Raw genomic sequence first — 20,042 nt, 5'->3', positions numbered from 1 at the left:
TCAACGGCGGCGGCCACCGCCACCACCCCGTGGCGGCGACGAACGGTGCATGGGTGCCCCACCGCTGCGCGCGCCCGAGGGACGCTGCGAAGCGGAGTAGCTGCTGTGCCCGCGGCTGGAGGCCGCGCGCGACTGCCCCGGGTTGCCTGCGCCGGAGAAGGCGTTGTTGTTGTGCCCGGCCTGCCCGGTCGATGCGCGCTGGCGCGCGTCGGCCTGCGCCCGGACGTTGCTGTTGGAGGCCCCGGCGCCCTGTCCGGCGTTGCCACGCTGGCCTGCATCACGCTGGCCTGTGTTGCGCTGGCCGGCATCGCGCTGGCTGATGTCGCGCGAAGCCTGGCCGGCGCGATCGCGCGCTTCCATGTTGCTCGTGGCCGGCGGCTGGATGCCACTGCGCTCCATCGACTGGCGGGCACGGTCGCGGTCGGCATTGCGCGCCTGCGACTGGTCACGACCGCGATACGCGTCGCGATTGGCCGCGCCATCCTTCTGCCGCCCGTACTTCTCGCGGCTCGCGTTGTCGCGATACGGCACGCCATCGCGATTGGCGGCGTTGTGGTTCCACTTGCCGTCGCCGCCGCGATCGATCTGGCGGTTGCTGTTGAACTCGTTGTAGCGGTCGATGTCGATGTCGATGTCGTTGCCGCCCCAGTTGAAGTCGCCCCACAACGCGCCCCCCACCGCGACGCCGATGCCGAAGCTGAGCAGCGCGCCGCCCGGGTAGTAGTACGGCGGTGGCGGGTAGTAGTACGGGGGATAGGACGGATAGGCCCAGCCGCCGTAGACGACGCTGGGGTTGTAGCTGGGCACGTACACCACTTCGGGGTCGGCCGATTCGATGATGATGGTCTGCGGCGCGGCAGCGGCGGCGGGCGCGGCAGCCTGCGTGCTCACCTTCTGCTGCTCGTTGGACTTCAGGTTGCCAGCCGCTTCGGCCTGGTGGCGCAGGCGCTGCACCGAGGCCATCACCGCATCGGGCTGGCCCAGGAACGCATCGCCCATTTTCTGCACCCACGCCGGGTCCTGCCCGAGCACGGCCAGCAGCTGCGGGAACGCGACCAGCGATTGCACGCTCGGATCCCAGGGCTGGCTGGCGACCTGCTTCACCGCCGCCTCGCCCTTGGCGTCCTTGTGCGCGGCCGACCATTTCACCGCGTCGGCAACGTCGCCAGGATAGGTCGAGGCCATCAGCACCTGCGCGAGCAGCGAATCCGGATACAGCGCGATCGGCGCCATCATCTGGTCGAGTTGCTCGACGCTGAACGTCGACGATGCGGCCGGCTTGGCACTGGACGCAGCGGACTGCGGCGCGGCCCAGGCCGTCGCCACGCCGGGTCCGTCCGCCACCGCGAGCAGCAGCGCGGTAGCCAGCAATTGGGGCGCGGAAATGCGCATGGGATCCTCCTGGAACGCGGAGGCGGGCCCCATCGGGACCCGCCTGTACGGGACGCGGCCGGTAGCCGCGATCGGCTACTTGGCCTTGCCGGCCTGCACGCCCTTGTCGACCACCAGCTTCACCACGACCTTGCGGGCCCCGGCGTTGCTGCCGTTGCCGGCATCGGGCGCCACGCCCATGCCATCGCCGGCACGGACCCGCCCGGGGGCCAGCCCGGCATGCTGTTGCAGGTAGTCGGTGACCGCGGTGGCACGGCGCTCGCTCAGGCGCTGGTTGGCCGCCGCGTCGCCGGTGGAATCGGTGAAGCCCTGCAGCACGACCTGGTAGTCGGCGGTGTCCTTGGCCTTGGTGGCCAAGGCGTCGAGGTCGGCCTTGCCGGCGGCGGAGATCGCCGTGCTCCCGCTGGCGAACAGCACCTCGGCCGTGGCCAGCGCTTCGTACTTGCCGAAGTCGTCCATGCGCGCGGTGGTCGGCGCAAGCCCGGCCTCGACCTGCTGGGCGACCTTGAAATCCTCGGACTTGAAGCTGACCTCGGTCGCGCTGAAACCCGCACCGGCAGGCACGGCCTCGACGGTGACCGGCAGGCCCGGCATCAGCGCACCCTGCCCGACCTTCTCGTGGATGGCGCCGGTCAGGCCCTTGGTCTTCTTGTAGGTCGTATCGGCGTTGACGGTGATGGTCTGGGTCGCGTTGTTGGCGTCCTTGACCGTGATCGTGTCGCCCTGGACGGCGGTGACCAGGCCCTTGATCTTGATCTTCTCGCCGTCGGCGGCAAACGACGGCAGCGCGACCAGCAGGGTCGCCAGTGCCGCGGCGCGCAACAGGCGCCGGGGATGCGAGGGAGTATTCATTGTTCCTCCAGCGGTGAAGGGAGAACCGGCCCCGCCGCATCCGGGATCATCCGCGGGGCGCCGGCCTGGATATGGCGAGGGCGCGGCGGGCGTCTTCGCGGGGGGCACCGGACCGGGCTGACGCTACGCGCGGCGACGGAAACGCCTCAATTGGCCTTTGGCCCCACGCAGCCGCGAACGGCGGGAACCATCGATGCATCGCATTCAGGAAATGCATCCGGGCCCCACGGCGGCGCCATGCGCGCATGCTCTAATCGCGGCACGCCCACGGAGACGCCGCCATGCGCTGCATCGGACTGTTCGCCGTTTCGCCGGTCCAGGACCTGGCGGCCGCACTGGACTGGTATGCAAAGCTGTTCGGTCGTCCGGCGGACGACCGCCCGATCCCGGATCTCGCGCAGTGGTACCTGGACGGCTTCGGCTTCCAGGTGATGCGCGAACCTCGGCGGGCCGGCGGCGGCATGGCCACGCTGGTGGTGTCCGACATCGAAGCCGAGCGCGCGCGCCTGGCCACGGCGGGCATCGAGTCCGGCGAGACCGTGCGTGGCCCGTTCGGCGCGATCGCGCAACTCGACGATCCGGATGGCAACCGGATCACCCTGGCCGAGCCGCCACGCACCTGAGCGCGACGCCGCCTCGCCGGCGCGCCACGGGAATCGCGCGCTAGCGACCCTTCGCCTTCGCCGCCGACTGTTGCTGGCGGACCCAGCGCATCTGTTCGAGGAAGGTCGCGGTCCAGTAGGTGTCGCGGTGCCGGTCGAGGTAGTCCAGCAGTTCCTCGTGCGCCTGCACCGACACGCTCAGGTGGTCGCCTCCGATGCCGTGGAAGGTGAAGTTGACCATGGTGCCCTGGCGTCCGGCCTCCTCCACCAGTGCGATCAGCTGCGTGCCCGTGGCGTCGACCGGCACGTGCACCGGCACGGCCTGCGTATCGAGCGCGGCCATGTCCGGGACCACGGTGCCGCCGACCAGCTTGATGCCCACGAACTGGTCGCTGATCGCATCGATGTAGTTGCCGTCCTTCGCCTGGCGGTCGCCGCAGGGCGCGGTGAAGGTACGCCCGTCGCTGCGTCCGTCGAGCGCCTGCAGGAACGTGTTGGCCAGCACCACCTGTTCGCGCATCTGCGCGACGCTGACGCCATCGAGGTCGCGTTCGGGCTGCACCCATTCGCGGCCCGCGCCCTGCGCCGAGCACTGGTGGAACAGGCTGTGGTTGCCCAGTTCGTGGCCGTTGCGCGCCGCGGCACGCCAGCCCTCCATGCGCAGTCGCACCGGCTCGTTCGCGGGCACCAGGTAGAACGTGCCCTTCAGTCCATGCCGGTCCAGCGCGGGGATCGCGTTGTCCAGCTGCGAATCCAGCGCGTCGTCGTAGGACAGGCTGACCGCGGCCCTCCTGCCATCGGGCCAGGCGAAATCCCGCGCCGCGTCCGCCACGGGTGAAACCAACAGGCCCGCGCACATCGCGGCCCACCCCATTCGCATGATCATCGCGCCCCCCGACATCGCCATTCCCCTGGCCCAGGAGCCAAAGCGTACCGCGACTCCGTGGCCTGCGCGTTGCGCACCGCGACGCCGCGCATCCACGGCATCGCGCATCGCAAACACGCCCCAGATGCCCTGCCAATGACTTGTCATGGCACCGGTGCTAGTGTGACCGGCGACACACAGCGCCTTTCATGGGGGGCATGGTCAGGCGTCCACCATCGTAGTCACTGCAAGGGGAGGACCGAAAAGATGAGCAATTTCTGGGATACCGTGTGGCTGATCCTGATGACCTTCGTCCTGGTCGCGTACCTGCTGGTCCTGTTCCAGATCATCGTCGACCTGTTCCGCGACAAGAACCTGGGCGGGTTCTCCAAGGCGATCTGGTTCATCGGCCTGATCTTCCTGCCGTTCCTCACCGCGCTGCTCTACATCATCGCCCGCGGTCGCGGCATGTCCGAACGCCAGGCCGCCGCGGTCCATGAGGCACGCGCGGAGACCGATGCCTACATCCGCAACATCGCCGGCGGCAAGTCGGCGGCCGGGCAGATCGCCGAAGCCAAGGCGCTGCTGGATGCCGGCACCATCAACGCCGAAGAGTTCGCCAAGCTGAAGGCCAAGGCCCTCGGCTGATACGGCACGCGCACGGCCCGGTTCCGCCGTTGCGGGACCGGGCCGTTCCGTCTTCAGGACGCGGACGCCGGCGACACGATCGTCGCGTCAGCCGAGATAGCGCAGCGTGGCCCAGGCCAGCACGAGGTAGCGCCCGGCCTTGGCCACGACCACCAGCGGCAGGAATACCCGCAGCGGTTCGCGCATGACGCCGGCGACCAGGGTCAATGGATCGCCGATCACGGGCATCCAGCTCAGCAGCAGCGACCAGCGGCCCCAGCGCCCATATCCGTGCTGCGCGCGCGTCAGTGCAGCCGGCGATACCGGAAACCAGCGACGCCCCTGGAAGCGCAGCAGCTCGCGCCCCAGCCACCAGTTCAGCGTGGAGCCCAGCACGTTGCCGGTGCTGGCCACCGCCACCAGCAACCACGGCGGATAGTCGGCCAGCAGCAGCGCGACCAGCGCCGCCTCGGACTGCATCGGCAGCAACGTGGCGGCCAGGAAGGCGGCGAGGAACAAGCCACCGTAGACCATGCCGCTGGCGATCATGCGCGCGCCTGTTCCGTCGCTGCGATGCAGCCGGCCGCAGGCATCGGCTGCTCGAGCGCGTCGATGAAGCCGTCCTCCAGCCCCAGCGTGCCGAACAGTCCCCGACGCGTGCCGGTCAGCACCCGCAGCATCTGGCCACGCCCGCCCGGCATGCGCCCCAGCGGCAACAGCGCGGCGTCGCGCAGCTTCGCCGCGACATCCTGCTCGGACTGGAACAGCGGGGTGAGCCATCGGCTCCACAGCTGGTAGATCCACACGTGCGCGCGGCGTTCGCGCTGATAGGCGGCCAGTGCCTCCGGCAGCGATGCCTCGCCCTGCAGCGAGCGCGCCAGTGCGTGCGCGTCCATCAGCGCCATGTTGACGCCCTGCCCCAGCTGCGGGCTCATCGAATGGGCCGCATCGCCGAGCAGCACCACGCGGCCGCGATGCCAGTGCCTCACGGTCGTGTCGCGATAGCGCGCCCGCGCCAGCTGGCCGGCGTCGGTGATGCCCGCGAACACGCCCGCGGCCTCGGGCCACAACCGCTGCAGCTCGTCCTGCCAGGCGGCAAGGCCTTGCCCTTCCCAGGCCTCGAAGGCATCGGTACGCAGGCTCCAGAAGAAGCTCAAGCGCCGGGTCGCATCACCGGGGCAACTGCCGACCGGCAGCAGCCCGATCATCCGGCGCGCGGCGACGTAGCGCTGGCGCAGCTCGGCCAGCCACGGCCACTCGCCGGCCGGCAGCAGGCACCACAGCGCGCCCCAGGGATACGGCCGGTCGATGCGCGGCGCGGCGACGGCATCGCGCAGCCGCGATGCGGCGCCATCGGCGACGACGACCAGGTCGTACGGACCATGTTCGCCACCCAGCGCATCGCGCAGCACGCCGCGCTCGGGGTCGACCGAAACGATGTCGTGGCCGGCCTGCAGCGCGCGACGGCGATCGGGCCAGGCCGCTTCGAGGATCGAGAACAGGGCGCCGCGCTGCAGCCCTACGCCGTACAGGCGCGACTCCAGCCCCGCATAGCGCATGTCCATCACCGCGCGGCCGCAGGGCGTGTCGCCGAACAGGCGGTCCACGCGCGCCCCGTGGCGCAGCACCGGCTCGAGCAGGCCCATCTTCCACAGCACCTGCAGGCCACTGGGTTGCAACAGGAAGCCCGCGCCCACCGGGCCGGGCCGGGCGACGCGCTCGTACACGGTGACCGCATGGCCGTCGCGGCCGAGCAGCAGGGCTGCGGCCTGCCCGGCGCTGCCGTAGCCGACGATCGCGATGCGGTGGGGGGCCATGTGCTGCCAGGAGTCCATCGGGGTATGCCGCTATCTTCGACGAGCGGCGCCCGCGCTGGAAGCCGGCGCGCGCGCGAGTTCGCAGGGCGGGCACCGCCCCCCCTATGCTAGAAACGGTTTTCGATTCGAGAGGGGATGTTCCGATGGACCTGCTTTCCCACGTACGCACCGCTTCGGTGGGCCTCGCGCTCGCCGCGTTTGCCGCGCCCGTCCATGCGGCGCAACCGGCGCCAGAGCTGCTGTGGACCGTCGGCGGATTCTCCACGCCAGAATCGGTGGTCTACGACCGCGCGCGCGACCGGTTCTATGTCTCCAACATGGCCACGCGCGGCGAGGGCGCCACGCCGGGTGACGGCTTCATCAGCCAGCTGGATGGCCGCGGCAACATCACCGAACTGAAGTGGATCACCGGCCTGCAGAACCCCAAGGGGCTGTCCCTGGCCAACGGCCGGCTCTACGCCGGCGATGACGACGCGCTGGTGGAGATGGACCTGGACGCCGCGGCCATCGTCGCGCGCCACGCGCCGGCCGATGGTGGCCCGGCCCAGTTCAACGACACCACTGCCGACGCGGCGGGAAATGTCTACGCCTTCAGTCGACGGCTCGATACCGTGTTCCGCCTGTCCGACGGTACGTTCGCGCCGTGGGTGAAGGTGGATACGAACGTCACCGGCAAGTTCAATGGCCTGCGCGCGGACGGCGACCGCCTGCTGCTCGGCAGCTGGCAGGTCGCCGGCCCGGACGGGGAGCAGCTCGGCCACCTCACCACGATCGACCTGGCCACGGGGACGATCGGTCGCATCGGCCAGCAGCCCATCGGCCATATCGACGGCATCGAGCCGGATGGACGCGGTGGCTGGACGGTGACCGACTTCACCCCTGGCACGCTGCTGCACGTCGATGCCGACGGCACGCCGACGCGGCTGCTGACCCTGGTCAAGGGCAACGCCGACCACCTCTACCTGCCCGACGAGCAACTGCTGGTGATTCCCTTCCTGTTCGACGACGTGATGCGCGCCTACCGCTGGGCACCCGGGGCCGACGCGGAATGACGCAGCGGCCGCGACCCGGTGGTCCACCCCCGGGTCCGCATTCCGCGCAGGGCCTGCTGCGCGCGGTCGGCCGCTGGCAGATCCTCGGGCTGTCGATCAACAGCGTGGTCGGCAGCGGCGTCTACCTGCTGCCGGCCACGGCCTTCGCCCTGCTTGGCCCGTACAGCGTGTGGGGCGTGCTGCTGGCGGGATTGACCGTCAGCCTGCTGGTGCTGTGCTACGCCAAGGCCGCCAGCTATTTCGACGTGCAGGGCGGCAGCGTGCTCTACGCACGCGAAGCGTTCGGGCCGTTCGCCGGCTTCCAGGTCGGCTGGATGATCTGGCTCACCCGCATCGCCACGGCCGCCTCGCTGGCCAATGGCCTGGCCGCGGCGATCGCGCGCTTCTGGGCGCCCGCCGGCGACGGCGGCGGACGCATCCTGGTCATCGCCGGCTCGTTGCTGCTGCTGGCCGGCATCAACATCATCGGCGTTCGCTGGGCGGCGAACGTGTCGATGGCGCTGGTGGTCGGCAAGCTCCTGCCGCTGGCGCTGTTCGTGTGCATCGGCCTGTTCCATGTCGACTGGAGCATGGCCTTCGGCGCGGCGGCACCGTCGGCGCTGGATTGGCGGCAGACCGGACAGGCCGCGCTGCTGTTGCTGTTCGCGTACGCCGGGTTCGAGAACCTGTCGGTGGCCGCGGGCGAATACCACAACCCGCGCCGCAACGTGCCCTTCGCGCTGGTGGCGATGATCGTGCTGGTCACGGCGCTGTACGCGGCGGTGCAGCTGGTGGCCCAGGGCACGCTGCCGGGACTGGCCGCCTCCACCACGCCGCTGGCCGACGCCGCGGCCATGTTCGGTGGCGAGACGCTGGCACTGCTGCTCACCCTCGGCGCGGCGCTTTCTATCCTGGGCACCAGCAACGCGACCATGCTGCTGGGTCCGCGCTTCCTGCATACGCTGGCCAGCGACGGCTATGGCCCGCGCGTGTTCGCCCATGTGCACCCGCGCCTGCACACGCCGGCGGTGGCGATCGCTTTCCAGTGCGCGCTGGCGCTCGCATTGGCGCTGAGCGGATCGTTCGTGCAGCTGGCGCTTCTGTCGATGGTCACGCGCCTGCTGGCCTACATCAGCACCTCGGCCAGCGTGCTGGTGTTGCGCCGGCGCCATGGCGATCCGCCCGGATCGTTCGGCCTGCCCGGAGGTACGCTGGTTCCGGTGGCCGCGCTGGTGCTGTCGCTGGCGATGCTGCTGAGCGCCAGCCCGATGCACCTGCTGGCGGTCGCGCTGGCGATGGCGGTGGGCAGCGTGTTCTACCGCTTTCCGCGCCGGACCGGCTGAGTCGATCCGGGTCCACCCGGCCAAGGCTTGCCGCGACCCAAAGCATCCGCAGCAGCGATGTAACGCAGGTTCCAGGACCCCGGTTTCGCGAGGGTACGCGCCACTGCATTGGGCCAGTGCGCATGCCCGCGCCCGCCTTCGATGCCTACCGCGAGGACTGGTCCGACACGCGCAGGCTGACCAGGCGCGCGACCATGATCGCCAGGTACAGCTGGCCGATGATCGCTTCGAACACCGAAAGCCCGCGCATCACCGGGGTCGCCGGGGTGAAGTCGCCGTAGCCCAGCGTGGCCAGGGTGACGAAGCTGAAATAGATCGCATCGCCCATGCTCAATCCATCCGGCAATGGCGTGCCACCATGGAGCATCGCCAGCGGATCCACGCGGACCACGGCCACGTAGACCACGCCCCAGCACACGCCGATCAGCAGGTAAGCGCTCAGCGCCGCATACAGGTGCTCGGCATCCACCCGCACGCTGGACAGGGAGTAGCGGATCGCGCCGAACGCGGCCACCACCGCCACCGCGCCCCACAACACCGCGCCGAGCGCCGAGACGGCGGCCGAATCCAGGTGCGAGGCGAGCCCGCGCATGAGCAGCGCCGTGCCGACGATCGCCAGCATCGTGCGGCGCTTCTCCATCACGCCGATGGGGAACACCGCGGCGATCAGGCTGAAGGTCAGCAGGGCTTCAACCGCCACCCGCCCGAAGTCCAGCGCTTCGAGCAACGGACCCACGGCGATCGTGGCCAGCAGTACGCAGAACAGGATCGCGTACCGGTGACGCGTGATCTGCTGCAGGGCCGGCGACCGCCTCATGGATCACGCCACGACGTCGGGCACGAAGAAGAACACCGAGGCCAGGATCACGTAGACGGCCAGCAGCTGGATGCCGCGCAACCAGTCGGTGCGACCGTCGCTGGCGACCTGGCCGGCGATGATCACCGAGAACAGGATGGTCAGCACCAGGCCCGGGCCGAACACCAGGTCCATCGGCTGCGGCCCCATGAAGAAGCTCAGCAGCACCAGCAGCGGCGCCACCAGCAGGGCCAGCTGCACGCTGGCGCCCAGGGTGATCGACATCGACAGGTCCATGCGGTTCTGCCGCGCGGCCACGATCGCGGTGGCCTGCTCGGCCGCGCCGCCGATCACCGCCAGTACGAACACGCCCGTGAACGCGTCGGAGAAGCCCATCGCCTCGCTCGCGGCCTCGACCGTGCCCACCAGGATCTCGCTGAGCCAGACGATGCCGATGGTCACCGCGAACAGCACCGCCAGCGCCTTGCGCGGGCTCCATTGCGGGCCGTGATGCAGGTCGCCATGGCCGGCCTGCGCGTGATTCGCGCTGGCGTCGGCGCGGCTGCGGACTAGGGTGAACGCGACGTTGGCGACGTACACCGCGAGCATGATGCAGGCGATCAGCGCGCTCAGCGAACCCATCTGCGCCTCGGCCTTCGGCACCAGGCCCAGGTACGCGGCGGGGAGGATCAGCGCGATCACCGCCAGGGTCAGCATGGTCGCCTGGGTGCGCGCGGCGCGCGCATCGTAGGTCTGGTCGCCATGGCGGATGCCACCGACCACCATCGCCACGCCGAGCACGAACAGGATGTTGCCGATGATGGTGCCGGCCAGCGACGCCTTGACCATGTCGTGCAGGCCGGCGCGCAGCGCGGCCAGGGCGATGATCAGTTCGGCGGCATTGCCGAAGGTCGCGTTGAGCAGCCCGCCGAGGCCGGCGCCCAGACGCGTGGCCAGCGAACCGGTCGCCTGGGCCATGATCGCCGCCAGCGGCACGATGCCCAGCGCGGCGACCGCGAAGATCAGCAAGGCGTTGCCCGGCGCGAAGTGCTCCAGCACGATCGCCAGCGGCACGAGTACCAGCAGCCATTTCATCGATCGATTCCCCGGGCCCGCCGTGATCGGCGCCGGTACCGTCGCCCCGCGCGCCGGCAGCGGGCAATTGGCCCTTGGCCCTACCCGCGCGCGCGCAAGGTCGCAGCGCCGGAATTAATTCAACCTAATGGTTGACAATAGTCCGGCCCGGCGTATATTCAACCTCATGGTTGACAAAAACTCCCAACGCCTCGATTCGGTCTTCCGTGCCCTGGCCGACCCCACCCGCCGCGCGATGCTGCACGAGCTCGCCGCCGGACCGCGCACGGTCGGCGAACTCGCCGCGCCGTTCGAGATCTCGCTGGCCGGCGCCTCCAAGCACGTGCAGGCGCTGGAGCGGGCCGGCCTGATCGAACGCGAGATCCAGGGCCGCGTGCACGTGTGCCGGCTCGATGCCCGCCCGCTGCACGCCGGTGCCGAATGGATCCGCCACTACGAACAATTCTGGACCGGTCGCCTCGACGCGCTGGAAGCCCTGCTCAGGGCCGACGACGCACGCAAGGCCGCCGCCACGCCCGCGCCGCGCAAGCGCGCATCCCGGAGGAAGAAGCCATGAACCTCGCCGCATCCCCATCCGCCTACGCCACCGCGACCGCCGCCAATGCGGTGCGCATCGAACGCCTGCTGCCGGGCCCGATCGAACGGGCCTGGAGTTACCTCACCGAAGGCGAGCTGCGCCGCCAGTGGCTTGCCGCCGGCGAGATGGAACTGGCTGTCGGCGCACCGTTCGAACTGGTGTGGCGCAACGACGAACTCACGCAGCCGCCGGGCCATCGCCCGGAGGGCTTCAACGTCGAGAACCGCATGCAGAGCCAGCTCACCGAGGTCGATCCACCACGGCGCCTCTCGTTCACCTGGGGTGGCGGCGAAGTGACCTTCGCCCTGGAGCCACGCGGTGCCCAGGTACTGCTCACCGTGTCCCATCGCGGCATCTCCGACCACGCGAACATGCTCAGGATCGGTGCGGGCTGGCACAGCCACCTCGACGTGCTCGACGCGCGCCTGCGCGGCACCCAGCCCGAGCCGTTCTGGGACCACTGGGCACGGTTGCGCGACGAATACGCGATCCGCCTGGGCCAGGGCTAGACCGCACGTTCGAGCGTCGGCGCGTCGCTACAGGGTCCCACCGGCGTTCGACAGTGCCTCGATGGACGCACGGGCGCGACGGCGATGGCGCATCGACTACCGCGGACCGCGCGATCCGCGGTAGGGACCCTGGCGCATGTCGGGGCCGTCGTAGCGGTCGACATGCATCTGCAGGTTGATCGTGCGTTCGCCGCCGTCGTCGTCGACGTAGGTCTTGCAGTAGCCCAGGTTTGCGCCGTTGTAGGTGCTGCTGCCCAGGTCCGAGGAATAGCCCACGCCGGTGGTGAAGCTGCCGGTGACCGCGCGCTCCCCGCCATCGGGGCTGGTGGGACAGCCCCAGCGCGCGCGCGTCCGGGTGGTGGTGCTCGCGGCGGCTGCCGGCACGCCGCTGCGGTCGCCGTACCAGGTCCCGGGCGGGTCGCTGTTGAAAGTGGAGACGGGGGCCTTGGGCAGCACCAGGTCCAGCGCCTCCAGTTCGTCGGCGAACGCCGCCGCGGAGGCGGTCGCGCACAGGCAGGCAAGGACAGCGGCGATCAGGCGCATGGCGAAGGTTCCCGGGCCGCCCCGCGGGCGGCATGGGCACACGCTAGCAGCAGCGGATTGAACGGGGGCTGGCTCCCCGGGTCCGCCCGGCGTCGAAATCCGGCGCCGCACCGGCCACCAGGCCGGTGCGAGGCCAGCTCACTTGTGGTCGCACTGCATCAGCTTGGGCGTGCTGTGCAGGCGGATGTTGAGCGGCTTGGCCGACAGCGCATCCTTGCCCAGCGCCTTGGCGACGGTGGCCGCCGCGGCGACTTCGTTGCGGCACAGTTCTCCCAGGTAGTTCACCGAGTACGCATCCTCGAACACCACCGTGCGCGCTCCGCCCGCGTCGATGCGATAGGAACGGATCACCGTCCTGATGGTGTTCTGGGTCTCCGCGGTCGGGCGCGTGCCGACCGAGATCGGCGCGCTGCCCACGTCGTTGCACACCACGCTTCCATCGGGCTGCGCCTTGCAGGTGGTGCCGGCCTGGCGGCTGGCATAGACCTCCTCGCTGCCCTCCACGGTCTTGCTCCCGCTGCTGAGGCCTACCTCGACCAGGTAGCCCGGTGCCGGAGGCTGCGCGTGACCGGCCGCCAGCGTGGCCTGTGGCAGCAGCGTACGCAGGGCATCGGCATAGGCCGTGGCGACCACGCGACCGGCCGCATCGGGCGTTCCTTCGGCCAGCGCCACCACCACCGCATCCGTGCCGGGGAGCCTGGCGAACTCGTCGTCGCCCGCCACCGCGCGTTCGTACTCCACGACCACGCCACCACGCACGGACTGCAATTCCTTCAGTGGATTGGCCGCATGCGCGCTCGACGCGCACAGCAGTGCGGCACAGGCCAGCATCGACACAGGCTTCATTCCCCATCTCCATGTGAGTCCCCGCCGCGAGGGTAACCGCGCACGGCTGGCGGTGCTTATTCCGAAAACCGAGGCGAGCTATCGCCATGCTTCATACGGCAAGAAACATCGGACGAAACCAGACCCGCGGCATCCTCCAGCCGCTATGCTCGCCCTCCTTCGACATCTCGCGACGGATCCCGATGACCTGCCACCCGATCGTTCGCCTGGGCCTGGCCAGCATCCTGGCCTTGCTGTGCACGCCGGCGGCGGCGCAGAAATTCGAGCAGCTCGCGCATACGCCGCAGATGGGCTGGAACAGCTGGAACAGCTTCGGCTGCAACGTCGACGAGAAGATGATCCGGCAGATGGCCGATGCCATGGTCGCCAGCGGGATGAAGGCCGCCGGCTACGAGTACCTCAACATCGACGACTGCTGGCACGGCACGCGCGATGCCGACGGCAACATCCAGGCCGACCCGAAGACCTTCCCGTCCGGCATGAAGGCACTGGTCGACTACGTGCATGCGCGCGGGCTGAAGCTGGGGATCTATTCCGATGCCGGCAACACCACCTGCGCCGGCAGGCCCGGCAGCCGCGGCCACGAGTACCAGGACGCTTTGACCTACGCGCGCTGGGGCATCGACTACGTGAAGTACGACTGGTGCGACACCAAGGGCATCGACCCGGCGTCGGCCTACACCACCATGCGCGACGCGATCCGCGCCACCGGCCGGCCGATGCTCTTCAGCATCTGCGAATGGGGCGACAACAAGCCCTGGGAGTGGGCCGCCGACCTGGGCCATTCCTGGCGCACCACCGGCGACATCTTCCCGTGCTGGCGCTGCGAGCACAGCCACGGCTCATGGTCCTCGCTGGGCGTGCTGCCGATCCTCGACAAGCAGGCGGGCCTGCGCAAGTACGCCGGCCCCGGTCGCTGGAACGACATGGACATGATGGAAGTGGGCAACGGCATGAGCGAGGAGGAGGACCGTTCGCACTTCTCGCTGTGGGCGATGCTCGCCTCGCCGTTGATCGCCGGCAACGACCTGCGCAGCATGAGTGATGCCACCCGGCGCATCCTCACCCACCCCGGCATGATCGCGATCAACCAGGACCGCCTCGGCATCCAGGCGATGAAATGGCTCGACGAAGGCGACGTGGAGGTCTACATCAAGCCGCTGGATCGCGGCGGGTATGCGGTGCTGTTCCTCAACCGCGATGATGTACCACGCGACTACACCCTGGACTGGGCGTTCAACGGCATGAAGGACGACATCAGCGGGCGCGCGATCGACTTCAACAAGCAGCGCTTCGCCTGGCGCGACGTGTGGAACGGCGGCTCCGGTTCGACCGGCACGGTGTACACGGCGACCCTTCCCGCGCACGGCGTGGTGGTACTGCGGCTCTCGCCGCAGTAGCGTCGACGGAAGAAGTCGCGGCGGACCAGCAACCGGGCCTATCCGCGGCGCGGGTCGGCGACGGCCTTCGGGAAGGCCCTCGCGCCCGCACCCACCTGCAGGCCGAGGCGGTTATGCCTCGCAATCGCCCGGCGCGATGGGTCCGCACGACTTCAAGCCGCTACGGCCTCGCTTCGAGCACCAGGTTGAAGGGTGTTTCAGTCGCGCGACGGAAGCGGCTGAAACCCGCTTCGGTCATCACCTGGCGCAGGCGCGCCTCGCCGGCTTGCGCGCCCAGCGCCGGGCCGTTGCGGGCCAGCGACACCGGCACGCAGATCTGCGAGGACGCACCGTAGTAGACCCTGCCGACCGGATTGAGGTTGTCCTCGACGCGGTCGCCGGCGAACGGCTCCACCAGCAGGCAGGTGCCATCGTCGGCCAGGGCCTGGCGTGCATGCCGCGCCGCGCCGACCGGGTCGCCCATGTCGTGCAGGCAATCGAAGAAGGCGATCAGGTCGAAGCCGCGCGCCGCGTAACCGGTCGCATCGGCCACCTCGAAGCGCGCATTGCCGAGCCCGGCCGCGGCGGCGCGCTCGTTGGCGATGCGGATCGATTCGGCGTGGTAGTCGTAGCCGATGAATTCCGAACGCGGATAGGCGTGCGCCATCAGCACGGTGCTGGCGCCATGGCCGCAACCGATGTCGGCCACCTTCGCACCCTGCTCGAGCTTGGCGGTCACGCCCTCCAGCGCCGGCAGCCATTCGCCGAGCAGGTGTGCGTTGTAGCCGGCACGGAAAAAGCGCTCGGTGCCGTGGAACAGGCAGGCATGGTGCTCTCCCCACTCCATGCCGCGCCCGCTGCGGAAATTTTCCACGGTGCGGTCCAGCGCATGGAAGGTCGCCTCGATCAGGTAATAGGCGCCGGGCAGGTCGACCGGTCCACCCGGATCGGCCAGGCACAGCGCCTGCGCCTGGTCCAGGCGGTAGCGGCCATCGGCGGGGTCGTACTGCACGTAGCCGCCGGCGGCCTGGTTGCCGAGCCATTCGCGCACGTAGCGTTCGTGGGTACCGGTGCGCGCGGCCAGCTCCGCCGGCGTGGCCGGCGCCTGCGCCAGCGCCTTGTAGAAGCCCAGCCGGTCACCGACCAGCACCAGGCTGGCGCTGATCGCCGCGCCGAGGTCGACCACCGCGGCACCGAGGAACTGGTTGAGGCGGTCGTGGTCGAGGGTGGTTTGCGTGTCGCTCATGTCGCTGCTCCGGAAGCTCCCCCGGGTGCAGTCCCTTGTACCCGCCGCGACGGATTGCCGCGGCTCGCCTCGTTTGCAACGCGGCGCCTTGCGCGCAACGGACAGCGCCGTTGGGCGAACAGGCGGAAACCTGAACAGGACAGCGAAATGACTACGCGCGGTGCACGCGCTCGCCGTTGATTTCCCACGGGATGCCGTAACGGTCGACCAGCATCCCAAAGCCCGGCGACCAGAACGTCGGCTCGAACGGCATGCGGATGCTGCCGCCTTCCGAAAGCGACACGAACACGCGCGCGGCCTCGTGCACGGGTACGTGCAAGGTGACCGAGAAACCCTGCAATTTCACGTAGGTGCCGGGAAACGCGTCGGAGCCCAGCAGCTCCTGGTCGTCGACCATGAGCGTGGCGTGCAGGATCCGCGACTGCCATTCGCGTGGGACCTGGCGCGCCAGCGGCGACTCGCCGTAGGTCAACAGCGTGGTGAACTCGCCACCGAGGATGCGCTGGTAGCGGCGGAACGCCACCGCGCATTCGCCATCGAACGACAGGTGGCAGCTGATGCCCATTTCTCCTCCCTGGAGCGACCGCGAACCGGTCCGTGTCTCCTGTTCACACGCAATCCCGTGTATACACCGGACTTTGCTGGCCACAGGACGGCGCCATGCCCGAGTACCTCGCCCCCGGCGTCTATGTCGAGGAGACCGCCTACCGCAGCCGCGCGATCCAGGCTGTCTCCACGACCACCTGCGCCTTCGTCGGCCCGACCCGCAGCGGGCCGGTCGCCGGCAACGAAGCGCCGGAACTGCTCACCAGCGTCGCCGAGTTCGAGCGCATCTATGGCAGTGCCGCCGACCTGCGGTTCGGCGACAGGGTCGTCCCGAACTACCTGGCCCACGCAGTGCGCGCCTACTTCGAAGAAGGTGGCGTCCGGCTGTATGCCGCGCGCGTGGCCGCCGGCCGAGCGCAGGGCGACGACCTGTCCGGAGGTGGCGATGGCCCCGCGCCTCAGGCCGCCGATTACGTGGACGCACTGGCGGCGATCGACGCGCTGGAAGACGTGTCCACGTTCGCCGCACCCGGTGCCACGGCTCTGGGCGATGCCGGGAACGCCGCCCGCGTCCTGCAACTGCAGATCGACCACGCCAGCCACGCGCGCGCCTGGCGCATGGCGGTACTGGAAACGCCGCCGGGGCTGGACGTCGCATCGGTTCGCGCGCTGCGTCGCACGCTCGATTCGAAGCATGCCGCCCTGTACTACCCCTGGGTGGTCGTGGCCAATCCCGCCGCCGCGCCGCGCCGCGCCGACATCCCCGCCGAGCTGGCGCTTCCGCCCGCCGGCTTCATCTGCGGCATCTTCGCGCGCAACGACGTCCAGCGCGGCGTGCACAAGGCGCCGGCGAACGAGGTGGTGCGCTCGGCCCTGCGCTTCGACGCACCGGTCACCGCCGCGCAACAGGACCTGCTCAATCCAGAAGGAGTGAACTGCCTGCGCACGTTCCCGGGACGCGGCAATCGCGTCTGGGGGGCACGCACGCTGTCCTCCGATCCGGAGTGGAAGTACGTGCCGATGCGGCGCTACTTCAATTACCTGGAAGCCTCGCTCGACCGCGGCACGCGATGGGCGGCGCTCGAGCCCAACGGCGAGCCGCTGTGGGCGGAGCTGCGCACGACCATCGATGCCTTCCTCCACAACGAGTGGCGCAATGGCGCGCTCCTCGGAACGCGGTCCGAGCAGGCGTACTTCGTGCGCTGCGACCGCAGCACCATGACCCAGGACGATCTCGACCACGGTCGCGTGGTGTGCCTGGTCGGCGTGGCCGCGATCCAGCCCGCCGAGTTCATGATCTTCCGGATCACCCAGCAGACGGCGATGGGCTGACGCCGCTGCCCCGGCGGTCCAGCCGGCATCCATGGTTCGAACGGCTGCCTAGATGGTGTGCCCGGGCGAAACCAGCACCGGCGTGTACTCGAACACTGCGATCAGGAACAGCACCGAATAGATCGCCGCCACGACCGTCTGCGTGCGGATCTTCTTCGACGCGATGCCGATGGCGACCACGGGAACCGTCAACACCGCCACGAGGTTGTTGAATGGACCCATGCCCAGTACGTAATCCCATCCGCCCTTGAGCCAGGCATCGGCCACGTCGGCCACGCTCGCCAGCAGCAGCGCGGCGAAGAACCAGCGCCGGTTGCGCATGAAGTACTCGGTGTAGCGCTTGATCGCATCCCAGTTGCGCGGCACCAGGATGACCGCGAGGGTGTAGAGCGCCACCGAGTACAGGATGATGAAAAGGTAGCGCCACAGCGTCCATGCGCCCTCCATCGCCAGCAGCCGGAACTGGAACCACCAGAAGTTGACCATCCAGAAGAACACGGTGGTCGCCCAGAGCGCGCCGAGCAGGCTGTAGATCTCCGGATCGTCCTCGTCGTTGGCGCGATCCACCGCATCGACCACGCCCGACAGCAGGTGGGTGATCGCCAGGCCGATGATGATCGAGATCAGCACCATGACGTGCTGGAACTGGTCGTTCACGGTTTTCCCCGTCCGCTGCTACGGACGCAGTGTAGACCCGGCCGGCAGCCCCCACCCCGGCCGGCGCCGGGCCACGGGCTGCCTCAGCGCAGCACGCCGCGACGCACCAGCCGTTGGCAGTAGCGCACCATCAGCGCGGTGATGGCCGCCATGACCGGCGGCATCATCCAGAGCACGCCCATCGCCTGGCGCCCTTCCGAGAGCACCAGCACGTACAGGATGTAGACCAGCCCGCCCAGCAGGGAGGCGGCGAACAGCCATCCCGCCTGGCGCCGGCGCAGCAGCAGCGCCGCGGCCCCGAGCAGCCCGCCCCAGACCGAGAGCGTCCAGCCCGCGATCGCCCAGGCCGGGACCGCGGCGAAGTAACCGACCTGCGCCTCGCTCATCCCGGACGCGCGGTAGAACTCCTCGCCCAGCGCCAGGCTCATTCCATGGTCGAAGGCGGCCGCGATGCCGAACAGCAGCAGCAGGCCACCGGCCATCCAGCCATGCCACGGCAGTGCCCGCGTACCGGAGACCACGCGCCTCGGATGCTTCATTTTCGCTCTCCTGCCCGTGGTTGACGGTCCGGCGGATGGCCGGCCTGTACGGCGATTACAGCACCGCATGCAGCGGCCAGCGATGTGCTGGTGGTAATCCCCCCGATGGACCCACGGGGCTCCCGCGGGCAGCACGGCGACGCGCCGCGCCCCCGCCAGGCGCTAGACTGCGCGCCCCGGACGCCTGCCGCCCCGAGCCCTCGCGATGATCAACAACGACGTCCTCCGCAGCATCCGTTACATGCTGGACTTCAGCGACGCCAAGGTCGTGGAGGTCACGCACCTGGCCGACCCGGAATTCGCGCTCGACAAGGCCGACATCCCGGCGCTGGTGAAGAAGGAGGACGAGGACGGCGCGGTGATATGCAGCGATGCCCTGCTGGCCCGCTTCCTCGACGGGCTGGTGGTCTACTACCGCGGCCGCGACGAGAGCCTGCCGCCGCGCCCGGTCGAAGGCCGGATCACCAACAACCTGGTGCTGAAGAAGCTGCGCGTGGCCTTCCAGCTGAAGGACGTGGACATGCACGACACCTTCAATGCCGCCGGCTTCCCGATCACCAAGCCGGAATTGACCGCACTGTTCCGCCAGCCCGGGCACAAGCACTACCGCCCCTGCGGCGACCAGATCCTGCGCAACTTCCTCAAGGGCCTGACCCTGCGCTTCCGCACCGGCGAGCCGGCTCCCGCCGAGTGAGCTGAGCACTCGCGGATGATGCGCCGGACGAGTACCGGCGCATCGCGAGGTTCAGCCCCGCTGCCGCCCGGCGCGCTTTCGCCGACGGCGAATCCGGACCGGTGCCGCACTGCGCATGGTGCGTGCCACCAGGACATCCTTGGCCGCACGCACCACCACGCCGGTCATTGCGGACGGGGACGGATATCCACCGCGACCGCCTCGCTGAAGGTCACGCGCAACAGGTCGCCGGCCTTGAGCCGCCGCAAGCCGGCGCGCAGGTCTTCGCGGACCACATCCAGGGTGACGACGTTGCCGCGCGGGCCGCGCACGGTGACGGTGTTGGCCGCCGCATCGACGGCGACGACCTCGGCCACCACGGTGACGGTCTCCGACACCGCGCCGCCCGGCCGTGCGCCCGCCGCCGGGATCGACCGGCCCTGCTCGATCGTCGCGCCCACCTCGGCGCTGCCGGCCGGCTGGATCTCCAGGGCAACCGCGGTGGTGTAGTCGAGGGCGACCCGGTCACCGACCTGGAGCCGTTCGAAGTTGCGGACCTGCTCGCCGGCGAAGAAGTCCACCTCGCCGCCGTCGGCACCGCGGATGGTCACCATGCGCTGGGTACGGTCGACGCGCGTGATCGAACCTTCGAGCGTCACCTGCTCGGACGCGAGCGTGACCGGCGCGGTGGACTTCGAGGAAGGCGAGCTGCTGCAGGCGGCGAGCGCCACCAGTGCAATAACAAGGACGGACGTCGGACCGATCAGGCGCATGG

General features: G+C 69.6%; 23 protein-coding genes. 9 read left to right on the top strand and 14 right to left on the bottom strand.

What is annotated here, in order from left to right; translation table 11 throughout:
• Together CSC65_RS15060 and CSC65_RS15055 are read right to left on the bottom strand one after the other, a co-directional pair.
• On the bottom strand, positions 1-1,392 hold the full coding sequence (locus CSC65_RS15060) for a DUF3300 domain-containing protein (protein ID WP_162411402.1): 1,392 nt from the start codon (positions 1,390-1,392) through the stop codon (positions 1-3).
• A gap of 75 nt (positions 1,393-1,467) precedes the next feature.
• Positions 1,468-2,244, bottom strand: coding sequence for an OmpA family protein (locus tag CSC65_RS15055; RefSeq protein WP_162411401.1), 777 nt, complete (start codon positions 2,242-2,244; stop codon positions 1,468-1,470).
• 281 nt (positions 2,245-2,525) lie between these two features.
• Here CSC65_RS15055 and CSC65_RS15050 point away from each other — a divergent pair, with 281 nt between their 5' ends.
• The gene (locus CSC65_RS15050; RefSeq protein WP_162411400.1) at positions 2,526-2,867 is read left to right on the top strand and encodes a VOC family protein; all 342 of its coding nucleotides are present in this window, start codon (positions 2,526-2,528) and stop codon (positions 2,865-2,867) included.
• Between the two features lie 40 nt (positions 2,868-2,907).
• Here CSC65_RS15050 and CSC65_RS15045 read toward each other — a convergent pair whose 3' ends face one another.
• Positions 2,908-3,678, bottom strand: a complete 771-nt coding sequence (locus tag CSC65_RS15045; protein ID WP_238390424.1) for a polysaccharide deacetylase family protein — start codon at positions 3,676-3,678, stop codon at positions 2,908-2,910.
• Between the two features lie 300 nt (positions 3,679-3,978).
• On the opposite strand from CSC65_RS15045, the gene CSC65_RS15040 reads away from it, so the two are divergent.
• A complete protein-coding gene (locus tag CSC65_RS15040; protein ID WP_162411398.1) occupies positions 3,979-4,359 on the top strand; it encodes an SHOCT domain-containing protein in 381 nt (126 codons plus the stop codon).
• 87 nt (positions 4,360-4,446) lie between these two features.
• Here CSC65_RS15040 and CSC65_RS15035 read toward each other — a convergent pair whose 3' ends face one another.
• Together CSC65_RS15035 and CSC65_RS15030 are read right to left on the bottom strand one after the other, a co-directional pair.
• Positions 4,447-4,872, bottom strand: coding sequence for a YqaA family protein (locus CSC65_RS15035; protein WP_162411421.1), 426 nt, complete (start codon positions 4,870-4,872; stop codon positions 4,447-4,449).
• A gap of 11 nt (positions 4,873-4,883) precedes the next feature.
• On the bottom strand, positions 4,884-6,173 hold the full coding sequence (locus CSC65_RS15030) for an FAD-dependent oxidoreductase (RefSeq protein WP_238390423.1): 1,290 nt from the start codon (positions 6,171-6,173) through the stop codon (positions 4,884-4,886).
• Positions 6,174-6,298: 125 nt separating this feature from the next.
• On the opposite strand from CSC65_RS15030, the gene CSC65_RS15025 reads away from it, so the two are divergent.
• Positions 6,299-7,207: an SMP-30/gluconolactonase/LRE family protein gene (locus CSC65_RS15025; protein WP_162411397.1), complete on the top strand. Its 909-nt coding sequence runs from the start codon at positions 6,299-6,301 to the stop codon at positions 7,205-7,207.
• Positions 7,204-8,529, top strand: a complete 1,326-nt coding sequence (locus CSC65_RS15020) for an APC family permease (RefSeq protein ID WP_162411396.1) — start codon at positions 7,204-7,206, stop codon at positions 8,527-8,529. The genes CSC65_RS15025 and CSC65_RS15020 overlap by 4 nt, the downstream gene beginning before the upstream one ends.
• 145 nt (positions 8,530-8,674) lie before the next feature.
• Here the strand turns inward: CSC65_RS15020 and CSC65_RS15015 are convergent, their stop codons facing one another.
• Both CSC65_RS15015 and cax read right to left on the bottom strand, forming a co-directional pair.
• Positions 8,675-9,346: a potassium channel family protein gene (locus CSC65_RS15015; RefSeq protein ID WP_162411395.1), complete on the bottom strand. Its 672-nt coding sequence runs from the start codon at positions 9,344-9,346 to the stop codon at positions 8,675-8,677.
• Between the two features lie 3 nt (positions 9,347-9,349).
• Positions 9,350-10,420, bottom strand: coding sequence for a calcium/proton exchanger (cax, locus tag CSC65_RS15010; protein ID WP_162411394.1), 1,071 nt, complete (start codon positions 10,418-10,420; stop codon positions 9,350-9,352).
• A gap of 166 nt (positions 10,421-10,586) precedes the next feature.
• On the opposite strand from cax, the gene CSC65_RS15005 reads away from it, so the two are divergent.
• The gene (locus tag CSC65_RS15005) at positions 10,587-10,976 is read left to right on the top strand and encodes an ArsR/SmtB family transcription factor (RefSeq protein ID WP_162411393.1); all 390 of its coding nucleotides are present in this window, start codon (positions 10,587-10,589) and stop codon (positions 10,974-10,976) included.
• On the top strand, positions 10,973-11,506 hold the full coding sequence (locus CSC65_RS15000; RefSeq protein ID WP_162411392.1) for an SRPBCC family protein: 534 nt from the start codon (positions 10,973-10,975) through the stop codon (positions 11,504-11,506). Before CSC65_RS15005 ends, CSC65_RS15000 begins: the two co-directional genes overlap by 4 nt.
• Positions 11,507-11,602: 96 nt before the next feature.
• Here the strand turns inward: CSC65_RS15000 and CSC65_RS14995 are convergent, their stop codons facing one another.
• Positions 11,603-12,049 (bottom strand): hypothetical protein, encoded by a 447-nt coding sequence (locus tag CSC65_RS14995; RefSeq protein ID WP_162411391.1) that lies wholly within the window; start codon positions 12,047-12,049, stop codon positions 11,603-11,605.
• 138 nt (positions 12,050-12,187) lie between these two features.
• Positions 12,188-12,895 carry a hypothetical protein gene (locus CSC65_RS14990; RefSeq protein ID WP_162411390.1) on the bottom strand — a complete coding sequence of 236 codons (708 nt, stop codon included), beginning with the start codon at positions 12,893-12,895 and terminating at the stop codon, positions 12,188-12,190.
• A gap of 182 nt (positions 12,896-13,077) precedes the next feature.
• Here CSC65_RS14990 and aga27 point away from each other — a divergent pair, with 182 nt between their 5' ends.
• On the top strand, positions 13,078-14,295 hold the full coding sequence (gene aga27 / locus CSC65_RS14985) for an alpha-galactosidase Aga27 (protein ID WP_162411389.1): 1,218 nt from the start codon (positions 13,078-13,080) through the stop codon (positions 14,293-14,295).
• Positions 14,296-14,455: 160 nt separating this feature from the next.
• Here the strand turns inward: aga27 and CSC65_RS14980 are convergent, their stop codons facing one another.
• Together CSC65_RS14980 and CSC65_RS14975 are read right to left on the bottom strand one after the other, a co-directional pair.
• Positions 14,456-15,520: a class I SAM-dependent methyltransferase gene (locus CSC65_RS14980; RefSeq protein WP_162411388.1), complete on the bottom strand. Its 1,065-nt coding sequence runs from the start codon at positions 15,518-15,520 to the stop codon at positions 14,456-14,458.
• Positions 15,521-15,671: 151 nt separating this feature from the next.
• Positions 15,672-16,085, bottom strand: a complete 414-nt coding sequence (locus tag CSC65_RS14975) for a VOC family protein (protein WP_162411387.1) — start codon at positions 16,083-16,085, stop codon at positions 15,672-15,674.
• A 95-nt stretch (positions 16,086-16,180) separates the two neighbouring features.
• Here CSC65_RS14975 and CSC65_RS14970 point away from each other — a divergent pair, with 95 nt between their 5' ends.
• On the top strand, positions 16,181-17,398 hold the full coding sequence (locus tag CSC65_RS14970; protein WP_162411386.1) for a phage tail sheath family protein: 1,218 nt from the start codon (positions 16,181-16,183) through the stop codon (positions 17,396-17,398).
• A 48-nt stretch (positions 17,399-17,446) separates the two neighbouring features.
• On the opposite strand, the gene CSC65_RS14965 is transcribed toward CSC65_RS14970, so the two are convergent.
• Together CSC65_RS14965 and CSC65_RS14960 are read right to left on the bottom strand one after the other, a co-directional pair.
• Entirely contained in the window at positions 17,447-18,055 is a 609-nt protein-coding gene (locus tag CSC65_RS14965) for a hypothetical protein (RefSeq protein WP_162411385.1), read from the bottom strand.
• An 83-nt stretch (positions 18,056-18,138) separates the two neighbouring features.
• The gene (locus CSC65_RS14960) at positions 18,139-18,594 is read right to left on the bottom strand and encodes a hypothetical protein (protein WP_162411384.1); all 456 of its coding nucleotides are present in this window, start codon (positions 18,592-18,594) and stop codon (positions 18,139-18,141) included.
• A gap of 205 nt (positions 18,595-18,799) precedes the next feature.
• Here CSC65_RS14960 and CSC65_RS14955 point away from each other — a divergent pair, with 205 nt between their 5' ends.
• Entirely contained in the window at positions 18,800-19,288 is a 489-nt protein-coding gene (locus CSC65_RS14955) for a YehS family protein (RefSeq protein WP_162411383.1), read from the top strand.
• A 164-nt stretch (positions 19,289-19,452) separates the two neighbouring features.
• Here the strand turns inward: CSC65_RS14955 and CSC65_RS14950 are convergent, their stop codons facing one another.
• Complete coding sequence (locus tag CSC65_RS14950; RefSeq protein ID WP_162411382.1) at positions 19,453-20,040, bottom strand: hypothetical protein; 588 nt, start codon at positions 20,038-20,040, stop codon at positions 19,453-19,455.
• Positions 20,041-20,042: the final 2 nt, after the last annotated feature.

Source organism: Pseudoxanthomonas daejeonensis (assembly GCF_010093205.1).
Lineage (GTDB): Bacteria > Pseudomonadota > Gammaproteobacteria > Xanthomonadales > Xanthomonadaceae > Pseudoxanthomonas > Pseudoxanthomonas daejeonensis.
The sequence above is the reverse complement of the archived record's forward strand: the minus strand, read 5'-3'. Positions and strand labels throughout refer to the sequence as shown.